Origin of the sequence: Paenibacillus sp. FSL F4-0097 (genome assembly GCF_038593125.1) — a bacterium.
GTDB classification, from domain to species: Bacteria; Bacillota; Bacilli; order Paenibacillales; family Paenibacillaceae; genus Paenibacillus_AQ; species Paenibacillus_AQ odorifer.
Map to the genome: position 1 here is coordinate 3,311,954 of NZ_CP151965.1, position 23,014 is coordinate 3,334,967.

Sequence of the window (23,014 nt, forward strand, 5' to 3'; positions counted from 1 at the left end):
ACCTTATATATTGGAGTATTAAGTTACTTCCAAACATACGGTAATGGGCTTATTTGCTTTTTTCTAGCACTACACTAAATAAAACTCATGGAGGATCGGGAGGTTTGGGTTGACACTTTAGTTAATTTGGAGATATTATAGATTCATTAAATCTATGATGTAACAGATATTTTTTTGATTTAATAATAGATAAAAAGAGTCTTTAATATCTGCATATAGGAGATGATTCATATGATTTACGATTGCATTATTGTTGGTGGTGGACCCGCAGGCTTGAACGCAGCCCTTGTTCTTGGTAGGGCAAGACGAAAAGTAGCTTTAATTGATAATAATCAGCCAAGAAATGCTGTTACCCATGCGTCACATGGTTTTATTACAAGAGACGGGGTTACACCAGCCGAGTTTCGTCGTATTGCGTATGAGGAGGTACTACGTTATCCGTCAGTTGAGCATATCCAGACTGAGATTATTTCGATTAACAAAAATGATTCTGGATTTGCAGTACTTGATTCGTTTGGTCGTCACATTGAAGCTCGCAGATTGATTTTGGCGACTGGGTTAAAGGAGGTCCTTCCTGAGATAGAGGGCCTACGTCCATTATACGGAAAAAGTCTGTTTAATTGCCCGTATTGTGACGGCTGGGAATTACGAGATCAACCCCTTGTCGTTGTTTCCGAAAATCCACATGTTTTTCATATGGCAAAAATGCTGCTCAATTGGAGTAAAGATTTGGTTATCTGCACGAACGGCCAGACATTCCTTTCAGATGAACAGAAAAAAAGTCTTGAGGCCAAGGGGGTTGTAGTCAAAGAATCATTAGTTTCCTCTTTTATGGGTCATGACGGGCAACTTCAGGCGGTTCGTTTTGCGGATGATACTGAGATCATAAGAACGGGAGGGTTTATTGCTCCGAATTTGATCCAAATGGCATCAATCGTAGATCATTTGGCTGTAGAGCGGAATGATTCTGGTGGGTTTAGCACAGATGGTGCGGGGAGAACCTCGATTCCAGGATTATATTCGGCTGGAGATGTTTCTTATTTTATGCCTTCTCAGCTAGTGTTTGCCGCGGCTGACGGGAGTCGGACAGCTATGAGTGTAAATATGGATCTTACAGAAGAAGAATTTGAACTTTTTTAACGAATTATGGGTAGGAAGTTGAAAATAATAAGTATGCATGATAACATAATTACAAATTAATGATCGGAGTTGAAAAGTATAGTGTAGTAATTATTCTTGCGTCCTATGATGAATAAAACAACAACAATGGTTTATTTCGTTTGTTTTATTCTTTGTATGCAAGAAAGTTACTACTTCTTTTCACTCGAAAATATATCCATATCTAACTCCATTTGGGGCTGGATTTGCTGTATTTATTTGAGTCACAAGAAAGTAACTTTCTTGTGGCTTTTATTTTTTAAAATACAGGAGGATTATTTTATGTCATTAATAAATGTCACAAATCTAACCTTTGCCTATGAAGGCAGCTACGATAACATATTTGAGAACGTAAACTTTCAAATCGATACCGATTGGAAATTAGGTTTCACAGGGAGAAATGGTCGAGGAAAGACTACATTTCTTAGCTTATTGCTTGGAAAGCATGAATACAGCGGTAATATTTCTGCTCATGTCAGCTTTGAATATTTCCCTTTTCAGGTGAATAACAAGGAGCTTAACACCATAGATGTGATCAGCGAGATTTTTCCGGATTATATTCATTGGAAGTTAATGCGTGAGCTTTCTTTGCTAAAGGTTTCTGAGGATGTGTTATATCGTCCCTTTGATTCATTGTCTAACGGAGAGCAGACGAAAGTGCTGTTAGCCACATTATTCATTAAGGAAAATAGCTTCCTGTTGATTGATGAACCTACAAATCATTTGGATATGACGGCAAGAAAGCTTGTCAGTGATTACCTCAATTCAAAAAGTGGATATATTCTGGTCTCTCACGACAGATCCTTTCTAGATAATTGTGTGGATCACATCTTATCGATTAATAAAACTAATATAGAGATTCAAAAGGGCAATTTTTCTAGCTGGTGGGAGAATAAAGTCAGACAAGATAACTTTGAGTTAGCAGAAGACGAAAAACTTAGAAGAGATATCAAACGCTTGTCAGCATCATCTAAACGGACAGGTAACTGGTCACATGAGGTGGAAAAAACTAAAAACGGAACTAGAAATTCTGGATCTAAGTTAGATAAAGGTTATGTTGGGCACAAGGCCGCTAAAATGATGAAACGCTCTAAAGCCATCGAGCAAAGACAGCAATCTGCCATCAACGAAAAGTCTAAGCTTCTTAAAAATATTGAAAATTCTGAGAACTTAGAGATTACGCAGCTTGCTTATCATAAACGTCATCTTGCGGAGCTGGACAATGTTTCGGTTTTTTACGGAGAGAAAAGGGTATGTTCAGAAGTAAGCTTTACCATTGAGCAGGGGGAGAGAATAACACTCTCGGGTAAAAATGGTTCCGGGAAATCAAGTATCATCAAATTGATCTGCGGCGAGGATATAGATTATACCGGCACCTTCACTAAGGATAGCCAGCTTATCATTTCCTACGTATCGCAAGACACTTCTGATCTACGGGGCGATTTAACAGATTATGCTAGAGAGAATGGGATAGATGAAAGTCTTTTTAAATCTATTCTGCGAAAGCTTGATTTCTCCAGAATTCAATTTGATAAGGATATTTCCACATACAGTGGCGGCCAAAAGAAAAAAGTCCTGATCGCCAAAAGTCTTAGTGAAAAAGCTCATTTGTATATTTGGGATGAACCGCTTAATTTTATTGATGTTATTTCACGTATGCAAATTGAAGAGCTATTGCTTGAATATACACCAACACTCGTTTTTGTGGAGCATGATCGCGAATTTTGCCATAATGTTGCCACGAAGATCATTGAACTTAGCTGATATTTTTAACATCGATTGAAAATTTCCAACTCTAACAGACCAATATTATTATATTAATAAAGATAATTATTATATATATTACAGTTATCCAATGTACTATAATGGTATAGTTAAACTTTATGATATGTAATTGATGCCTAAAGAAACAACCTATAGAATTGAACAACAGGAGGAAACAAGTTGAGTACACAGAGTGTGGGAATTCCATTAGAAGGTTTTGCAGAATTTAGCCGAACGGTAGCAGCAGAAGGTGCGGTACTGTTGAAAAATGATCATCAGGTGCTTCCGCTTGGTAAAGGTGATAATGTTGCTGTTTTTGGCAGAACTCAAGTGAATTATTATCGCAGTGGTACTGGTTCGGGCGGTAGTGTTCATGTTACTTATACGACCAACCTGCTAGGCGGTCTTCGCAGTAAAAAGAACCTTACGGTCAACGAAGATTTGGCAGCAGTATATGAGAAGTGGATTGCGCAAAATCCATTTGATAATGGTGGCGGCGTTTGGGCTGCAGAGCCATGGAACCAGAAGGAAATGCTTTTATCCGACGAATTGGTAGCAGAGGCTAGAAGAAAATCGAACAAAGCAATCATTGTAATCGGACGTACAGCAGGAGAAGATCAGGATAATGTCGATGGTTCAGGGAGCTACCAACTAACAGCTGATGAAAAGGCGATGCTGAAGCAGGTAACTACATATTTTGAGCAAACGATTGTTGTACTGAACGTCTCTAATATTATTGATATGAGCTGGCTGAACGATGAAAGCTATAAAAATCCGATTTCGTCTGTCATCTACTCTTGGCAGGGGGGAATGGAAGGTGGTAATGCAATTGCGGACGTGCTGGCCGGAGAAGTGACTCCAAGCGGTAAATTAACAGACACGATCGCATATTCCATCAACGATTACCCGTCAACACATAACTACGGCAATGAATTTACAAACCTTTATCAGGAAGATATCTATGTTGGTTATCGCTATTTCGAGACATTTTGCCCAGAAAAGGTTCAATATGAGTTTGGTTATGGAATATCGTATACCAAGTTTAAGCTCGAGCCAGAAGAAGCAAAACTTATTAACAAAGCTGGCGAACTAAATGTTGAAGTCGGCGTAACCGTAACCAATATAGGAACTACCTTTGCTGGAAAAGAGGTCGTTCAGGTCTATTATGAAGCTCCACAAGGAAAATTGGGACAGCCTGCTAAAGCTTTGGCAGCATTCGCAAAAACAAAAGTCCTTCAGCCAGGCGAAGCTCAACGTCTTACTGTGAGTTTTCCTGTTCATTCTATGGCTTCCTATGATGACGCTGGTGTGACAGGGCATGCTTCTGCTTATGTGCTAGAAGAAGGCACGTACCGCGTGTTTGCGGGAACGAGTGTTAAAAAAGTGGAGGAAGTCAAGGTTGAAGGGAATAGCGGCTATGTCGTGGAAACTCTTCAAGTTGTGGAACAGTTACAAGAAGCTCTTGCACCAACGCAAAGCTTTACAAGAATGCAACCTGGCGTTCAAAATGCAGACGGTTCGTATGAACTTCTGTATGTAGAGGTTCCAACACGCAAGATTTCGTTAGCAGAACGGATCGAGAGCAATCTACCAACAACGATCTCCCAGACAGGCAATCAAGGGCATAAATTAAGAGATGTATTTGAACAAAAAGTTAGTATGGAAGCTTTTATTGCCCAGCTTAGTGACGATGACTTGGCTGCCATTGTCCGGGGTGAAGGCATGAGCAGTCCTTTAGTTACACCGGGTACAGCTTCTGCATTTGGAGGAGTAAGTGATAGTCTATATAACTTAGGAATCCCTGTTGCATGTACGGCAGATGGTCCTTCAGGAATTCGTATGGATAGTGGAGCAAAAGCGACTCAGGTTGCGATCGGAACGCTTCTTGCAGCTACTTGGAATGCCGAATTAGTCGAAGAGCTGTATGTGTTAGAAGGACAAGAGTTGGTAAGAAACAACATAGACACCTTGCTTGGACCAGGTCTGAATATTCGTCGCAGCCCGCTTAATGGCCGCAACTTTGAATATTTTTCTGAAGATCCTTTGATCTCTGGGGTGTTTGCCGCTGCATGTACACGTGGGATTATGAAAGGTGGCTCTAATGCCACACTGAAGCATTTTGCCTGCAATAATCAGGAGAAACATCGCAGTAAGGTTGACGCTGTTGTGTCGGAACGTGCGCTTCGCGAGATTTATTTGAAAGGTTTCGAAATTGCTGTGAAGCAGGGTGGGGCAAATTCAATTATGACCTCTTATAACCCTGTTAATGGACATTGGGCCGCTTCAAATTACGATTTGAACACTACAATTCTCCGCGGAGAATGGGGCTTCAAAGGTATTGTCATGACAGACTGGTGGGCCATCATGAATGATGTCGTTAATGGTGGAGCTGCAGACCGGAAATTTACAAATTGGATGGTCCGTGCACAAAATGACCTGTACATGGTTGTAGCTAACTATGGCGCCGAAATTAATGGATGGAATGACAACACCATTGAATCCTTGGAAAATGGATCTTTGACTAGAGGAGAGCTACAACGTTCTGCAATGAATATTTGTGAGTTCATCATACATGCTCCAGTATTCTCGAGAAAACAGCAAATTGTTGAAACGGTTGAGTTCTTTAAGGCTAATCCTTCACTTACTGCAGAACAAGTACAATCCTTATCTCAAAATCCACAGGTTAAGCCAGCCGTTGAAGGATCGACTTTCTTTGAAGTTGGCCAAGCTGGTCAATATCGGATCCTCGTGCATATCATGTCAACAGAGCCTGAGCTGGCTCAAAGTGCATGCAATGTTAATTTGAATGGTCAATTGATGACAACCATTCAAACCAATGGTACAGAAGGTCAATGGATTAGACAAAAGCTTGTGAAAGTAGAACTCGAAGCAGGTCTTTATGAAATGAAACTGGAGTTCATTAAACCAGGTTTACAGATCGACTGGATCGAATTTAATAAAGTCGACTAAGTAGCTCTAAATATAAGTTAAGGAAAAACCCTGTGCTAATGCGCAGGGTTTTCCTTTTGCTAAGCGATTAGTTTAAAGTTGAAACTACCTTATTCTGCTTGGAACTGGAACCACTTAAAGTCAAACTGGCTCCCCGGTAGAAATATAAAGGTGACGGTTTGTGGACCGGTTACTCGCTCCAACACAAATTCTCTTTCGCAATAATCACTTGACTGTGTAAACTCCACAAGCTGTCTCTTTTCACCCTCTGGTCCGCTAAATAGAATATGCAGAGTATTTTTATCGATAGGCGAATGCCCGCATAAGGTTAGTTTAGTGCTTCCAGTCTCACCGAAGTCCATATCTTTAAAGATGAGAGAGACGTTGTTACCAATATTTTTGATTTGTCCATCTGCCAGTGTAAAGGAATCCCCATAAATCTGATTGTATTCCAGAACGTTAAGTTGTTCGTACGCTTTTAAAGGTTTGTTAAACTGAAAGCCCTTGAGATGAATCTTTTTATGAAGAACAATACAAAGGGTGGTGACACCTTTTATTCGCTCAGGTAATGAGTAGGTTTCCTCTTGATATACATTCCATATAGAAGGTTTTTGATAGGTTACCTGTGTCAGCAGAGCTGCGTTTGGAGCATCCGGAGTACCTTTCCATATATCAATCGTATATTTATCGTTATCTAGCGCGAAGATAGGAAGGGTAAGTTCAGTAGCTCCATAATCACCGAAATCGATGTTGTCGAAACAGATCCAGCTTTCACCTTCTCTTGCAGTAGCCACTCCGCGTTCATTCCCATTTGTTAAGTTCCGGCTCGTATTGCTATGATAACCAGCGGAAACAAACTCATAAGGATTCAAAAAGGCAGCTCCCATATCTCGAATATGGAATTCCATAAGCGAGTACAGGCGCACTTGATCTGCACCGTTTTTCGTTGCACACCGTACATAGACGTCTCCGTCTCCCAAAGCCGATATTACTGCTTCATGCCCATTTGCCTCAAGAACGGCTATATTGGCGTCAATGCCGGCAGCATTCGTAACTCGCCATTCAATTTCCTGATAGGTTGCGTTCTCTGGATGAATTTGCACACGAACCGGAAGTGCTCGGGTGTCCTTCGTTAGTTGATTTCCTTGTGGGCATATGATTTCCAGCTTGCGAACGGGAATTTCATCTGATAAATAGTCTTGGGATAACTCGCTCACATCCGATAGTGATTGTGACGAATGCTGATAAAGTACAAGCTCTTCGTCCTTAGAATGATCTAGCTCTCGTGCTTCGGCAGTCAGTGTAAGCTCAGCGGACTGTAAGCCTTGGGAAGATGCACGTACAACGATTTTACCTGGCTCCAATGAAGAGGCAATGACTGCAAGCAATTTTCCACTGAACATCCGGCGACTTGTTCCTTTATATGAATCGTAGTCAGTGCTGTCACCATTATCCAAACCAACAAGACGCCCCGGTCCTTCTACAGAGATTTGGATACGATTATTGGCGTTCTCCACGGGACGTCCTTCTAGATCGAGGGTCGAGATCTCAACAAATACCAAGTCCGATCCGTCAGCAGTGATCTGAGTTTTATCAGGCTTCATGACCACAGTAGTTGAATCTCCGAAAGAAGTTACCGTATCTTCAGCGATCTGTACTCCGTGTTCATCATAAGCGACTGCTCGTAGAGTACCTTCGCTAAATGGGAGCTGCCATTCCCCAAGCAGCTTTTTACCATGTTTATGGTCAATGTTAACCGTGCCCATGGATTGATCATTAAAGAACAATTCGATTTGTGGTGCGTTGGAGCATACTCGCACATCAATAAGCTGCCCTTCAGAGAAATCCCAGTATGGAAAAATATGAATCATCGGGGCGACCTTGTAATCCGTCCATTCTGCTTGATAAATATAATAGGAATCCTTTTTGAATCCCGCGGTATCCAGTTGACCGAAATACGAGTTTTTAGTGAAGTACGGGGTCGGCTCCCCGATATAGTCAAATCCAGTCCAAATAAATTGTCCCGGTGAGTAGGTCGCATCACGATCTGCAATGATGCAAGCTTCTGTGTTCTTGGCACCCCAGCTAGTGGAGCTATTTCCTAAAGCTGAGCATTGTTCATCATCGTCAGACAATACAGACTGAGCAAAAGGGAAGTGATAGATGCCTCTGCTCTGTACAGTAGACGATGTTTCACTGCCATAAATAATCCAGTCTGGATGTTCCTCATGATGCTGATCATAGTATTTTTCGGCATAGTTATACCCTGCGAACTTCACTAGATCTGCGCATTTCTGTGCATTCTCCCAAGGCATATAGTTGGAACCGATAGTAACCACTGCATTTCCTTTAGGGTCATGAACCTGCACCAGATCTCGTAATTCTATGGTTAACTCTTGGCCGCGTTCATCGGCATGGGTGTCGTATATTTCATTTCCGATACTCCACATGAGCATGGAGGGGCGATTTCTATCCCGGCGTACCCAACTGGTAATATCTTGTTTCCACCAATCCGGATAAAATCTGGCGTAGTCAAAAGGAGTTTTACTGCGTTCCCACATATCGAATGCTTCGGAAACTATGAGCACGCCCATCTCATCGGCTAGTTCCATCAATTCAACGGCTGGCATATTGTGGGCCGTACGAATAGCGTTTACGCCCATCTCCTGCAGGAGGATAATCTGTCTTTTTAGAGCTACCTTATTCACCGCAGCCCCCAAACATCCCAAATCATGATGTTGGCATACGCCATGAATCTTCACCTTTCGGCCATTCAAAAAGAAACCTTGTTGGCTGTCAAACTCCATCGTACGGAATCCGAAGGTTTGGACTTCTTCCTCGATCACTTGTTCGTTCTCTAACAGCTCCGTTTTTAGGTTATAACAGTAAGGCTGGTTAATATCCCAGAGCATTGGATTATTGATGGATAAGAGGGCAGAGCTGGATACAGCAGACCCGACTTGTACTGGGATTTCATTTTCTACATGAGAGATACAAGTTCCTGAAGCATCTAGTATACTGTGACGAATTATGTAGTGCTTTGCGCTTTGCAATAGATCATTGCACAATACTTCGGTATCTACCTCAACATTCCAGGCATCCTCTTTTTTGAGAGTAGAGATATAAATACCATCAGGCACAATCTGTGTCCCTGGATACGTCTTCAGCCATACACTCCGATAGATGCCCGCACCGGAATACCAGCGTGAGTTAGGAGACTCATGAACCACTTGAACATAGATTTCGTTGATACCTTCAATAATGTATGGCGTGATATCTAATTCAAAAGTGGAGTATCCATTTTTCCAGACGCCTGCGATATGGCCGTTCACATAGAGAGTGGAGTCCATGTATACGCCTTCAAAACGAAGCGACACACGGCTATTTGGCACGTGCTCATCTATAACTATGCTTTTACGGTACCAGCCTTCTCCGCTTTCATATAGATTATGTGTATCAAAAATTAGCCAGTCATGGGGTAAGGTTACGTCGATCCACTCCGAATCAGCTGCTATCACCGATTCTAAAGTAGACTTAAGCGGCTGTTTGCTGAATAACCAGTCATTATTTAATCTTGTTTTCTGACTCATGAATGAAGTTCTCCTTTATCTTTGAAAAATTTAGAAGTGGTTATTATCGATGTGAATGATTTCCGTAAAGCCTTTTCTATTCTTTTTTATCATATCAAAGATTTTGCAAAAAGACATTCACGATGAAGAGTAAAAAAACCGTTATAACAAAGCTATTGAAATCGCATTCAAAATGATAACATGCCATTGGTAAATTATCTATTTATTTCTTAATATATCTTTTATTGCGGAGGATGAAATTTATACAAAAACAGTACTAATGAGCGATACAGAGGAGTATCTCTGGTCTATGAAAAATGTTTTTGCTACAGAAGATAATGAAAGTGAGGGAAATTGCCTGGTATACCAATCAAGATGTGGCGGCTTATTGCTGATTAAATACTTTACAAATACTTGTCTGCATGTACTTGTGTTTGTTCGAATAAGTTAGAAAGAAGGACAGGACAAACCATAGGTGGAGATGCGTATAAATGGGGATGCGTAAACAAAGTTTTATTCGTGGCACGTTCATATTAACCGTGTCGTCATTTTTCACAAAAGGGCTTGGTTTTTTGAACGGAGTCTTGCTGGCACGTTTTTTGGGAGCAGAGGGAGTAGGGCTGCTTATGATTGCTCATCCACTGCTTCCTTTATTTATTACGCTGACAGAGCTGGGGCTTCCTGTTGCGATTTCAAAGCTTGTATCGGAAGCTGAGGTTAAGCAGGATGAAGCGCGAGTAAAGCGTATTCTCACTGTATCCTTAAGCATTACGGGTACGTTGAGTATTATATTAACTTTAGTGGCTCTATTTGGCTCCAAATGGATCGCATCGATTTTTTTGGCCGATCAGCGGGCGTATTATGCTATGGTTGCTATTACGCCGATCATTCCAATTATTGCGATGTCTGCTGTACTGAAAGGTTATTTTCGTGGAAAACAGAACATGAACCCACTTGCCTTTTCCGATATTATTGAGAATCTGGCGCAAATCATTGTTATTATCGGTGTTGTCAACGTTTTGCTGCCCTACGGTATTGCTTATGCAGCTGCTGGCGCAATGGCTGCCTCCGTTGTTGGAGAAGGTTTTGGTTTGCTCTACTTGTTTGCAGTTTTCAAATGGGCTAATCGAGGTAAGATCAAAACCTCTCCACCACCACCGTCAAGAATTTCACTTAAAGGAGATAGTACGTTAAGAGATTTGCTGCGCATCGGCTTACCGATGACAGGCAGCGGTTTTATTCATTCGCTCTATCATGCCTTTCTACCACTGCTGATTACGAAAAGTCTAGTACTGTTTGGTGTAGGTGTTGAGATGGCAACCAAGCAATTCGGACTTCTGGCGGGTTATGCTCTTCCCATGTTGTTTCTCCCCAGCTTCTTCACACAATCGCTGTCGACTGCATTAATTCCGGCGATCAGCGAAGCAAGTGTGAGCAACAATAGCAAGCTTATGCATAATCGGATGGATATGGCTATGCGATCCGCGCTTATAGTAGGTTTTCCATGTACAATCATCCTGTACCTATGGGCTGTACCCTTAACGACTATGATCTACCATTCGCCAGAAGCGGGCGAGCTGCTAAGGTTAATTGCACCCTTATTTTTTCTTTATTATTTTGGAGCGCCACTGCAAGCAATTTTGCTTGGTTTGGGGAAAGCATCAACCGTTATGTGGAACCATATTCTTACGAATATTTTCGAAGTGATTGCGATCTTTGTTCTTGGTTCTAATATTGGAATCGAAGGGGTGGCCATGGGATTCGGACTGGGACTCTTGCTGCTGACACTGTTGAATTTTTTATCTGTGGCAGGAACGATCGGATTTTATTTTGACTTTCGTATTGTATTTAAGGTGGGAGCAGGAGGAATTGTCATGGCGCTTAGCGGGCTGGCGGCTCACGGAATTCTGGAACGATTGGACCTGGGGCAGATCATTGAACTGTTCGGAGCGTTGCTCGTTTCGTTAATCACCTATGCAGCAACATTGCAGGTAACCCGTGCTTGGGAAAGAGCACCGAAACCACCAACGATTACGCCTGTTTCTTGAATGGTGATCTTTCGGTACCGTGCTCCAAAAAGTAAATCGAGCAATGATGCAACCCTCTGTGTGCCAGTATGGAGGCGGATGAAGGAAATGGGAAGCAGCAATGTGTTTAACTGTATTTTGTACAGCTATAATCGTTCAAAGCAGTTGCGCATTGAAAATAGCTGTATTTCTTACATCTATTCTCATGAGATTAAGGCTTCTAGGTGATTTCTCTTGATTTTAATTGTATAGAATGCAGTTAAAGTCGGAGTTTTTCCCTAGCAATACGGATTAAGTGTATAAAATGCAGTTACTTAATAGCTTCCGTTAAAATCTTGCGCTACAAATATACGGAGTGGGGATATCAGAAGTTACAGTCATAATTTGCTGAGTCAAACCGCCAGTGATCCAAAATATCAGGCAGCGATCCTTGATTATCGGAGATCGCTGCCTGATTCTAATTAGCTTTATGCTAACTATCCTCGATTGACTCAAATGCAAAAATGGAGCTAGCTCATAAGTAATTTAAGTAATTCCTATAGGGCTGATCCAAATGGCAAGTTGGCTTGATAGGTAACATTTTGCGCACACGTATTTGCTATCGGACTCAGCTGACCTTAAGAGCAGATTTAGCTTACAATTGGAATTTTAACGGACACTATCGCAGTTATTACTATGAAAAACACCCGAAATGACTCTCTTTTTAAGGAATAGTTGCACTGGAGTCCTTAATCTAACTCAAAAGCCTACGCAAATAGCGTCTTCTGAGTCCGAAAAGCTCTAAGCTTGATCAAGACTGGGTGATTTAGGTAGGTGCAACGGACAAAAGCATTCATCTCTCGATTCATAACATCAGAGCAACGAGATTCTCCAGTAACGGACGATTGCTGCTCTGGCGATCCAAGCTTTTTCGAGACAGTTAAGAAGTGGAGCAGGACAACGCTAGTTATTACCGAGTATTACCGAGTATTATCCTTGACCGTATTTTTTTCTGTAATGACTCAATGTGAGTAGTGGCCAGATATAGCGGTAACTATGATAATTGGAATAGAAATTACCGGGGAGTCCAGCGCCAGTTGGATAAGAAGTTTTCCAATCCTCTTCATGAATAGACGTGATTAGTCTTTGAATCCCTTTTTCCACCGCTACTGTTGGCTCCGGCTGAACAGCGATGAGTGCATCAAGTGCCCAGGCGGTTTGAGAAGGTGTGCTTTCTCCTAAAGGAACATATTGTAGAAGCCGATCACTGTGACAAGACTCCCCCCAGCCGCCGTCCGAGTTCTGAATGCTTAGGAGCCACTTCACTCCTTTTTGCAACGTATCATGATTTATAGGGAGCCCAACAGCCTGCAGGCCTGTTAATGATGCCCAAGTGCCATAAATATAACAAACACCCCATCTTCCATACCACGAACCATCCTTCTCCTGATGTTGAATCAGCCATTTCGTACCCCGTTTAATGAACTCGTGTTGTGTATTTAAACCAGCGAAGTTTCCGAGAAACTCCAAAGTTCGTCCGGTAAGATCTGCTTCCGAAGGATCAATAGCTGCAGATTTAGCACCATCGATTGCGAGCCATGTGAGCATTTCTTTATTGGTGTTTTTTTCGAATGCCGGCCAGCCACCGTCGTTATTTTGCATCGATAGGACCCAATTCAGTCCACGATTCCATGATTCCAGATATGAAGGGTGAATTGTTGATAAGCTTCGGATGGCTCGCAAGGCTGCCGTTGTATCATCTACGTCCGGATTGATTGTATTAGACTCAGAGAATCCCCATCCACCGGGAACTGTATCCGGATTATGGATGCTCCAATCAGCAGTTTGATGATGCTGTTTATCCAGAAGATAAGCTGCAGCGTGTTTTATTCCTTTGTGATCAACCGGAATTTGAGCCTCTTGTAAAGCATAGGAGATTAACGCTGTATCCCATATTGTAGATGGAGAGTTTTGAATTGTAGTTTTATGATCTGATTGGCATTGCAGCGCGGTGAGACCTTGAATGGCCTTTGTAATTATTGGATGCTGCCGATCATAATCGAGAGCAAGCAGGGCAAAAACCATAAGAATTGTACTGCTGGCATAGCTGTAAAAGGTACCGTCGGATTCGATTCGCTGGAGCATATATTGCTCTGCTTTGTTTTTGGCAGCTTCATGTATGTAGTGTGGACTCCCGAGTAATCTGCTCAAACCCATTTGAATAACATCCTGCAGCTCCTGATATCCACGAGTAGGCGATTCATCTGCATCCAACCGTGTCTCCATAAGATCTGACAGATCAGGAGCATGGGCTGTAGTGATCGAAAATCGCCGATCGGCCATAATGAGCATAGGAGTGAGGTGTACCCTAGAGTAGCCAGAGAATTCGAAATAGTTAATAGGGAAGTAAGACGGAAACAAAAGCACCTCCAGTGGAATCGAAGAAATTGCTAAAGGCCACTTGCTTTGACCCGTTGCGGCGAGAATGACTCTAGTTAAGATACTTGTGACTTTGCCTAATCCACCTTTAGACAGTATATAACGCTTAGCCCGCAGTATTGGCTCGTCTGTTATCTTACTGTACCCAGAGTAGAGCAGGGCATAATAAGCTTCGACCGATGTGGATAAGTTCCCAGCTTCTTCGTCCTTATATAACTGCCAGAAACCCTCTCGCTGTTGTGCGTCAAGAATGCGTTCATGTAGCTGCCGAATGAGGGTTTCATTCTGTCGGTTCAACACCCTAAAGAGAATGATCATATAAGCATCGATCACAATCCCGTTCTCAAAACAAAAATGCCATGAGCCGTCATCCTTCTGCTGTTGTAGCAAGAACGTTGTCAAACGTTCGATTTCTTTATCTACTTTTCTTAGTATATCCGTCATTTTTTGGGTTCCTCCGAAGGCATCATTTTTAACATTATATGAAGTCGGAGAACAGGTCATGAAAAAGAGCTGCTTAGTCGCTTTTACGCAACTTTGCAGCTCTCTTTGCATTATAAAACGGTTAATTTTCAATCACAATACGATGTAGCTTGAGATTAACCGGAGCAGCAATGGTGTCACCTACAGGGCATTTGCTCTCCAGAAATTGTACGAACTGTTCGACCTTCTCAGCAGGGGATGGAGTCTTTATGTAGAATGTATACCGAATATCGGAATAGCCAGGACGTACTTCAGAGCGGTTGAAGAATCCGTCGAGATCCATGTCACCTTCCACATCTACTCTGAAATCTTCTAGCTCCACCTCAAATTTAGAGGCGTAGACCCGAGCTACAATGGATTGGCAGGCACCCAAAGAAGCGAGCAAAGCTTCAACAGGATTCATTCCTGTATCCGTACCCCCTAGACTTGTCGGTTCGTCGATGACCAGCTCGAATTGTCTTACATTAGTAACGACCCTAACGCCGTCTTGCAAATGAGCAGTTGCTTTGAAAGTTTGAACATTTGGCATGTGTTTACACTCCTTCTTGTGGACAAACTAAGGATGATTTAATGTTTCTTATTTTTTATAATTCATAGTATGTTTCTAGGAATTGTATAGATTATAGTTCTATTCTGTATACCCGTCAATACATGATTAAAATAATAGATAGGAGGCAGCTAGAGTGTCAATCGAAATTGAGAGCTATTTGGACTATCCTATGGTTGCAATTCCAGGGGGAGAAATAGAATTAAGAGACGATCGGATAAAGCGTAGATGGAAAGCAGAAATCAAACCGTTTCTTCTTGCACCTTATCCTGTAACTGTGGATCTATACAATGCTATAATTAATAACTCATCTCATGGAGATCTAAAACCGGTTGTGAATATTTCATGGTTTGAAGCCATCTCTTTTTGCAATCTGCTTTCCCAGAAAGCTGGATTTATAGAAGCTTATACTATAGGTGAAGATGGTAAACTCATTACTTGGGATAAGGAATCAAACGGATATCGACTTTCAACAGAAGCAGAGTGGCAATATGCATGTAAAGCAGGAACTTCCGGTTATCAATATGGAGAACTGGATAAAATTGCTTGGTATAATGAAAATTCAGGTGGCGAACTCCACGAAATAGGACAAAAGGAACCCAATGCTTGGGGACTTTATGATATGTTAGGAAATGTATGGGAATGGTGCTGGGATTTATATGATGAACAAGTGTATGGCTCCTATCGAATTTTTCGGGGAGGCAGCTGGGCAGAAGAGGACAGAGGATGTGGAGCCACATGCCGCCGTCGTAGTCATCCAACATTTAGCGTAGATGATCTTGGCTTCCGTCTTGCCCGGTCTTATTAATGGGCCATACATTTGTAATCGGAGTTAGAGGAGGAAATAACATGCGCGAAGGACACATAGATAAGCATGGTTATAACGAGCATCGAGAATACGGAGAGCATGGAGAAATGAATATAAATGGAGTCAAGGTGGGTTCGGAGCATCCTCACAAAAGCGCTCAGACCTTTCGTCGTGCTAGGGCTATCGCATTTTTGGACAAGCTAATGATTAATCGTTCGGCGTTGCAGCAGCAGCTAAAAGAGTCAGAGATTGAATCGGCAAAACAAGTCATTAGTGGTGAACTAAAAGCTACAGAAGCGATCATCGATGAGTTCATTCATATGTTTCAGATTCATGAGATAACTTCTGATAATAGAGAAGATAGAACCTAAGCCACTCAGCTATATAGAGGTGTTCATGCCCTAGGTTTTGATATGAATGAAAAAAGAAGACTTCTGAAGAAATCAGAGGTCTTCTTTATGTGTAGTTAATAAAGAAAAATGTCTAATGTAAAGAGAATACATCATAAAGTAAAACGCTTTCATGTTCACTTGATAAATTGATTTATATAATTAGTCCTGTAAGCAATATAAAAATGGGGGGCGAAAAAGAATGAAAAAAGTCAACAAAAAAAGGATGAACCTAACTCTAACAGTGTTGATGGCTATGTCCATGCTTATCACTGCTTGTGGTGGGAACAACGGGAATAACGTGAATTCCGAGGCTAATGCAAACGCAGGCAATACGGGAAAAACAACTGCGGCGGAAGAGAAGCTCAAGATTACCATGTGGTCTCAATTCGCGGATCCAAATTCTAAAGATGGCGGGTTTGTTGGTTTTTATAAAGCACTTGAGGCAACCAAGGCTAAATTCCCTAATGTAGAAATCGAGCATGTAGGTGTTGGGGGCGAATCTTATAAAACAAAAGTGAAAGCGGCTTCAGCAGCCAATGAACTGCCCGACATTTTTTACACCTGGGGTGGCGGATTCTCTGAGCCATTTATAGCGGGGAACCGGATTCTGTCCATTGATGATCTCGCAAAAGATGGAACGCTGGACCAAATCGTACCAGGTACGACAGACAATTTCGTCTTCGATAGCAAGCTTTACGGTCTGCCGATCAATATAGCTACTGCTCAAATGTACGTTAATAAAGAACTATTTGAGCAAGCAGGAGCAAAAATTCCGGAAACATGGGATGAGCTTGTTGCTGCGATTGAAGCACTAAAAGCAAAAGGTATTCAGCCGATTGCACTTGGGGCTAAAGACAGATGGCCAGCCATGCAATGGAACGCGATTCTAGCCATCCGGATGGCAGGCGTGGATGCTGTAAATGCCGCTTTAACGAAAACAGGATCATTCGACACACCTGAATTCACAGAAGCTGCTGCGAAATACAAACAATTGATTGATGCGGACTCCTTCGGCAAACATTTTGTTGGAACTTCTTATGATGACGCGACAAATATGTTCCTATCAGGCAAAGCAGCTATGATGTTCATGGGTGCTTGGGTCAACGGACAGATTGAAGATGATAACTCTTTGGTCAAAGGTAAAGTGGTACCGATTAAATTTCCAACCATTCCAGGGGGGAAAGGAAATGCTGACGAGTGGTTCGGAGGTTCGGGTGAAACATTCGTGCTCAATGCCGATCTGAAAAACAAGGAAAGAATATGGGAAGTATACAAGTTCTTTATTGAGACCATGTCTAAAGAAGTATTTCTGGCTGGTTCAGGCTCCTCAGCATGGAAAGTTGATGTAGGTGACACTTCTCAAATGAATCCACTGGCTCTGCAAATTGGTGAATTGTCTTCTTCAGCAACAGGTTTCTCCTACTGGTGGGATCAAATGCTGAATGGTAATGACACTGAATCTATGTTCGGCTCGCTGATGAAATTCGTTGCCGGAAAAACAACAGCTGAAGACTACACGAAAGAATTACAGAGCAAGGTCAATCAAGGACAATAATCTGCGTCAGGCGGCGAGAATTGTTCGCCGCCTGATCGATTTAAAGGTGGAGTGAAGCATGCATCAAGTATTCGGAAACAAAAAGGCTATCGCCGTATTTGTTGTTCCTGCTTTGATTTTATACATTCTTGTTGGTTTTTTACCGATCCTTCAGTCCATGTATTACAGTCTGCTGGACTGGGATGGGATTCAACCGGCTAAATTTATCGGTTTAGCTTCTTATAAGGATTTATTTTTTACAGATACGTACGGCATGGATTTTAATCATTCGATACTTAATACGTTGTATCTGGCAGTTCTTTCTGTTTTCATGCAACTTCCGATAGCTCTGGTGCTCGCTCTGGTTCTTGCCAGAGGGGTCTGGGGTGAAAAGCTGTATCGTACTTTGTATTTCATTCCAGTCTTGGTATCCTCCTCTGTCATCGGGGTTATGTTTCTGAAAATCTATCAGCCTGAATATGGCTTGCTGAATACGATACTCAATCAACTAGGCTTGTCCTCCTGGACACATGATTGGTTAACGGAAAGCGGAACAGCACTAATAAGTGTTATGATTCCAATCGTTTGGCAATATATCGGCTACCATATGCTTCTAATGTACGCTGCCATCAAAGGGATACCTGAAGATTTGTACGAGGCTGCAAAAATTGACGGAGCATCAAGTATAAGAACCGCCTTCTCTATTACCATTCCACTTATCTCACCGATCCTGAAGGTATGCGTCATATTTGCTGTTTTGGGATCATTAAAGTTTTTCGATTTAGTCTTCATTATGACCAATGGCTACCCTACACCGGAAACTAGTGTTCCAAGTACATTGATGTATTCATCGATTTTTAATCGCAATATGTATGGGTACGGCAGCGCGATGGCCGTGTTTATGGTTGTGGAATGTCTCTTTTTCTACTTAGTTCTACAAAAACTGATCAGAACCTACGATGATAAGGAGGAGAGCTAATGACAACAACACATAACCGCCGCTGGCCAAAGGTTGTTTTGCAGCTTGCGTTTCTAATCTTCGCCGTTATTCAATTGTATCCGCTCGTGTGGCTTGTATTTTCATCCTTTAAAACAAACATAGAAATTACAGGCTCAAATGTGATGGGCTTGCCTAATGAGTGGCGGTGGGCGAATTACGACTACGCACTTTTTAAGGCGAATATCGCACGTAACTTTTTGAACAGCCTTATGTATACAACGGTAACTGTCATTATTTCTGCTCTGTTATCGGCAATGGTTTCTTTTGCTGTCGCAAGAATGAAGTGGAAGCTTAATAATGTGGTGCTTACTTTCTTTATGCTGGGATTGATGATCCCCGTACATGCTACGCTGCTACCTGTCTTTCAGATGTTAAAAATGACAAGTTTGCTGAATACACCGTGGGCTTTAATCATTCCTTATACCGTTAGTGCACTTCCTACTACAATCTTTATCATGATTGGTTTTTTTAGAGCGCTGCCAGGGGAGTTGGAAGAAGCCAGCGTTGTAGACGGCTGCAATATTTATCAGGTTTTTTTCCGTATTATGCTTCCGCTTGTAAAGCCGGCTATCGTAACCACTTCCATCTTTACTTTTTTATCCGCTTGGAACGAACTGATGTTTGCTAATACGTTCATTAATGATCCTGACTTAGCAACAATTACCGTCGCCATCAATTCGTTTAAAAGTGCCTATGCCACAGAATTCGGACCTATGTTCGCTGGAATGGTTGTGGCTACACTACCCATGATCATTATCTACTTGTTCCTAAGTAACCAAGTCCAAAAAAGCATTATTGCCGGGGCAGTTAAGGGCTAAAGCAATGGGATAGGAATCCTTCGAAAAATGCTATACTAGTATCGTATTGAAGTAGCTATAAATAAAGGTCCGTATTCGCTTAATTGTCGGCCAGGAGGTTACCGATGAGGTTTGCACGTATCCGATCACAAATCGTTTTTTACTACTTGGCCTTATTAGTGGTTTCCATGATTGCAAGCGGTATTATGTACCAACGAATCAATGAGAAATTCACCGAGGAAAAGGTAGGTGAGGTATCGCTTCAAACCTTAAACGCCATGAATTCCGGAATTGAATCACTTCTTGACAGCACGAATAATTATTCCAAGATGATCGTGTCGAACAACACAGTTCAGGAAATTTTGGGCAGTGATCTGGCGGGTAACGACATCGGGATTTTAACTTACAAGCTAGAGGTGGCTCTGTCAGATTTTATGCTCGCAGAGCCCTCTATCTCTTCTGTTTATCTATTCGATAATGCAGGACGTAAGTTTGCGATTGATTTGCAGTCTGCAAAACCGATCAGAACGGATGGGATCGAGTCAGCGGAATGGTACTCCGAGGCGGTCGCCTTGGACGGAAAAGCAATTTGGAGGAAAAATGCCGGAGGTATCTTCAATTTTGAGACGAAGGAACCCCAGCAGGATCCACAATATATTTCTCTGATTCGCATCGTAAACGACATGAACACTTCCAAGAAAATAGGAGTATTAGTCGTGAACATTACCGTTCAGGAGCTGAAAAAAAGCTATGAACGTTCGATCAACGATAATAAACCTGATTTAATGATCGAAACTGGATATGAGACACTCCTTGATTTTACAAGGCCTGAATTATTGACTTATACAAACTCTTCTATGCTTGATGTGCCGCTCGGCAGTAGCAAAATCGTAAAGATCAAAGATCATAATTATCTGATCTCTTCTCTGGTTTCAATGGATCGTGGTTGGAAGTTTACTAGCGCTCAGCCTCTGGGGGAATGGGAAAGCCCCTATCGTCAATTTAATCTAATGCTGTTAATGATTATGTTGTTTAATTTCATTTCTATATTTTTAGGTTCCGTCTGGATTTCTAGATTCATTACAACACCTATTTTACATATGCTGCGATCCATGAAAAAAGTGGAGATTGGAGAGTTCAGTTTGGTTCGGTACGAGGCGAGAACTGATGAACTGAACCAGTTGAAAGATAGGTATAACAATATGATTATGACCATTGAGCAAGCGCTGAAGCGGGAGAAAGAAGAACAGAAATTGATTCGGAAACTCGAATTGGATATTTTGCAGCAGCAAATTAAACCACATTTTTTATATAACACGTTAGAATCAGCTGGCTATTTAACTTTGTCAGGAAATAATAATGAGGCGTACCAGATTATTTCTGAGCTTGCAGCCTTCTATCGTCAGAGTCTTAGTAGGGGCAGTGATGTAGTAACGTTAAGAGAAGAAGTAGAGATCACTAAAAGTTATTTGAGTATACAAAATATTCGCTATCCAGAAATTTTCACAAGTGAAATTGAGGTGCCGGAAGAAGCTGAGTATGTTCGGATACCCAAATTGACGCTTCAGCCGCTTGTAGAAAATGCGCTTTATCATGGTATTCGCCCTTTAGGGGAGTGTGGTAAGATTCGCATCCTTGCCCGAATTCAGGGGAATCGACTGAAGTTAATCGTGGAAGACGATGGTGTGGGCATGAATGAAGACAAACGTCGGGAAATGCAAGCTGAGCCCTATGGGCAAAATGAGTCCAGTTTTGGATTGCGCGGTACTTTGATGCGTCTGAAGCTGTACTATGGGGCGGACATGAATTGTAGTTTGGTCAGTGCACCGGGAGAAGGAACTCGGATTGAATTGGAACTACCGCTTGAGGAGGGGAATAGTCTTGGAGCTTGAACTGCTCAGAGCCATTATTGTGGATGATGAAATTAATGCGAGAAAAATTGTTCCCATTATTATAGATTGGCAAGCGGTTGGTTACAGATTCGTAGGTGAGGCCTCGAATGGAAGCGAAGCGTTAGATCTGATCGAAACGATGAAACCGGATGTAGTATTTACAGATATCAGTATGCCTTTTATGGATGGACTGGAATTAAGCCGGTTGATAAAAGAAAGGTATCCGCTAGTCAAAATTGTGATCATCACTGCACATCCCGAATTCGAATATGCAAAGAGAAGCCTGGACATTGGAGTACAAAATTTTATCTTGAAGCCGCTTCAAGCCGAGGAAGTACGAAGAGTTGCGGTAGATCTTCATGGGAAAATCCGGGAAGAGACAGAGCGGTGGAACGAATATCAGGAACTGAATCGACAGTTAAAAGAAAACGCCGTTCAACTAAAAGAAAAATTTCTAAATGATTTGCTATCAGGCCTCTGGGACCCCGATCAGCTGGACAGCCGGTTCCATTACTTTTTTCCTGACTCAGCGAACAGCCTGTTTTCAATCATGCTCATTGAACTTCAAATTTCCTTAGAAGAAGGGGAGGAACAACGAATCCTGCAGTCTTTGCGTTGTAAGAGGTTTATTGATTATGCGCTTGAAGAGTATGAGGGAATCGAAGTTTTTTTTGATAACAGTCAACGCATTGTCCTTCTTAATAGAAAAGATAATCAGAATCTTACGAAGATTGGAGAGTGGCTTGCCCAATCGCTCCATGAAAAGCTTGAATGCAAAGCTTGCATTGGCGTAGGTAGTACCTGTACGGATTTCAATAGGATCAAAGAATCCTATAAAGAGGCGCTGGAGGCAGTTAGATATGGTAAGTTAAAGGGCAGTAACGCCATCTATTTTTTTAATGATGAAATTCATTTCGGAGGCCGATCCTGGGAAGTTAAGACGAATGAAATTGAGGAAATTTTATTTTTTGTAAAAGCTGGTGTCTTAGACAAGGCTATGCAATCCATCGAGAAAATGTTTCAGGATTTGGAGAAGTCCAAGGCTTTTTCTGTGGAACGAGCTAGGTTGGTTTCCGCCCAATTTGTCTCCACATTAATCAATTCACTCGCTGAAATGGGAGTTATACTAGATAATAATCTTTCTTTCGATATTTCGCCATATAAAAGGATTTTTGAGCTCGATAGCCTGCCAGACATGCAACAGACATTACTTGAACTCACAGAGAAGGTAACCTCTCAAGTAACCCGGGCACGTAGCAAAAAAACCAATAATATTATCCATGAAGTTAAAGAATTTATTCAACAGGAGATGCACATTCCGGAGATGTCTTTATCCTATGTATCGAATAAATTCCACATGAATTCCAGTTACTTTAGCCGGATCTTTAAGCAGGACATAGGGATTAGCTTTACGGATTATCTTCTCAAGTGCAGAATGGAAAAAGCGGTGAAGCTTCTGAATGAAACGGATTGGAAAGCTTATCAAATTGCTGAAAAGGTAGGCATTAAAGATCCATTTTACTTCAGTAACTGTTTTAAAAAAGTAATGGGAGTATCCGTTCAGGAGTATAAGAAAAATAGTTTTTCCCTATAAATCACTCCGTTGAATTTGATAATTTTTCTCTTTAAGCCCGCACTTTATGCGGGTTTTTATTGTTTTTTCAGATATAAAATGA

Annotated in this window: 14 protein-coding genes; 11 read left to right on the forward strand and 3 right to left on the reverse strand. The window is 41.7% G+C overall.

The genetic code is table 11. From position 1 onward, the window contains the following. Positions 1 to 231 precede the first annotated feature (231 nt). From MHH86_RS14990 to MHH86_RS15000, 3 genes are all read left to right on the forward strand, one after another. A complete protein-coding gene (locus MHH86_RS14990; protein ID WP_076144173.1) occupies positions 232 to 1,140 on the forward strand; it encodes an NAD(P)/FAD-dependent oxidoreductase in 909 nt (302 codons plus the stop codon). A gap of 300 nt (positions 1,141 to 1,440) precedes the next feature. Then, complete coding sequence (locus tag MHH86_RS14995; RefSeq protein ID WP_076144171.1) at positions 1,441 to 2,922, forward strand: Lsa family ABC-F type ribosomal protection protein; 1,482 nt, start codon at positions 1,441 to 1,443, stop codon at positions 2,920 to 2,922. A gap of 180 nt (positions 2,923 to 3,102) precedes the next feature. Next, positions 3,103 to 5,892 (forward strand): glycoside hydrolase family 3 C-terminal domain-containing protein, encoded by a 2,790-nt coding sequence (locus tag MHH86_RS15000; protein WP_342479770.1) that lies wholly within the window; start codon positions 3,103 to 3,105, stop codon positions 5,890 to 5,892. A gap of 89 nt (positions 5,893 to 5,981) precedes the next feature. Here MHH86_RS15000 and MHH86_RS15005 read toward each other — a convergent pair whose 3' ends face one another. Then, positions 5,982 to 9,461 (reverse strand): sugar-binding domain-containing protein, encoded by a 3,480-nt coding sequence (locus tag MHH86_RS15005; RefSeq protein WP_342479771.1) that lies wholly within the window; start codon positions 9,459 to 9,461, stop codon positions 5,982 to 5,984. 470 nt (positions 9,462 to 9,931) lie between these two features. Between MHH86_RS15005 and spoVB the strand changes: the two genes are divergently transcribed. Then, on the forward strand, positions 9,932 to 11,488 hold the full coding sequence (gene spoVB / locus MHH86_RS15010) for a stage V sporulation protein B (RefSeq protein WP_036677910.1): 1,557 nt from the start codon (positions 9,932 to 9,934) through the stop codon (positions 11,486 to 11,488). 948 nt (positions 11,489 to 12,436) lie between these two features. Here spoVB and shc read toward each other — a convergent pair. Both shc and MHH86_RS15020 read right to left on the reverse strand, forming a co-directional pair. After that, a complete protein-coding gene (gene shc / locus MHH86_RS15015) occupies positions 12,437 to 14,329 on the reverse strand; it encodes a squalene--hopene cyclase (RefSeq protein ID WP_076144166.1) in 1,893 nt (630 codons plus the stop codon). Between the two features lie 121 nt (positions 14,330 to 14,450). Beyond that, on the reverse strand, positions 14,451 to 14,897 hold the full coding sequence (locus MHH86_RS15020) for an OsmC family protein (protein ID WP_076144165.1): 447 nt from the start codon (positions 14,895 to 14,897) through the stop codon (positions 14,451 to 14,453). A 190-nt stretch (positions 14,898 to 15,087) separates the two neighbouring features. Between MHH86_RS15020 and MHH86_RS15025 the strand changes: the two genes are divergently transcribed. The 7 genes from MHH86_RS15025 to MHH86_RS15055 all read left to right on the forward strand — a co-directional run bounded on the left by MHH86_RS15025 (position 15,088) and on the right by MHH86_RS15055 (position 22,932). Further along, positions 15,088 to 15,723: an SUMF1/EgtB/PvdO family nonheme iron enzyme gene (locus MHH86_RS15025; RefSeq protein WP_176462527.1), complete on the forward strand. Its 636-nt coding sequence runs from the start codon at positions 15,088 to 15,090 to the stop codon at positions 15,721 to 15,723. 41 nt (positions 15,724 to 15,764) lie between these two features. Continuing rightward, complete coding sequence (locus tag MHH86_RS15030) at positions 15,765 to 16,094, forward strand: 2-keto-3-deoxygluconate kinase (protein WP_256717299.1); 330 nt, start codon at positions 15,765 to 15,767, stop codon at positions 16,092 to 16,094. A 220-nt stretch (positions 16,095 to 16,314) separates the two neighbouring features. Beyond that, positions 16,315 to 17,670, forward strand: coding sequence for an extracellular solute-binding protein (locus MHH86_RS15035; protein ID WP_036677903.1), 1,356 nt, complete (start codon positions 16,315 to 16,317; stop codon positions 17,668 to 17,670). 58 nt (positions 17,671 to 17,728) lie between these two features. Beyond that, positions 17,729 to 18,628 (forward strand): sugar ABC transporter permease, encoded by a 900-nt coding sequence (locus MHH86_RS15040; RefSeq protein ID WP_036677901.1) that lies wholly within the window; start codon positions 17,729 to 17,731, stop codon positions 18,626 to 18,628. Beyond that, positions 18,628 to 19,467, forward strand: coding sequence for a carbohydrate ABC transporter permease (locus tag MHH86_RS15045; protein WP_076105666.1), 840 nt, complete (start codon positions 18,628 to 18,630; stop codon positions 19,465 to 19,467). The genes MHH86_RS15040 and MHH86_RS15045 overlap by 1 nt, the downstream gene beginning before the upstream one ends. Positions 19,468 to 19,571: 104 nt before the next feature. Next, positions 19,572 to 21,338, forward strand: a complete 1,767-nt coding sequence (locus tag MHH86_RS15050; protein WP_076105667.1) for a sensor histidine kinase — start codon at positions 19,572 to 19,574, stop codon at positions 21,336 to 21,338. Continuing rightward, on the forward strand, positions 21,328 to 22,932 hold the full coding sequence (locus MHH86_RS15055) for a response regulator (protein ID WP_076144163.1): 1,605 nt from the start codon (positions 21,328 to 21,330) through the stop codon (positions 22,930 to 22,932). Before MHH86_RS15050 ends, MHH86_RS15055 begins: the two co-directional genes overlap by 11 nt. Positions 22,933 to 23,014 lie beyond the last annotated feature (82 nt).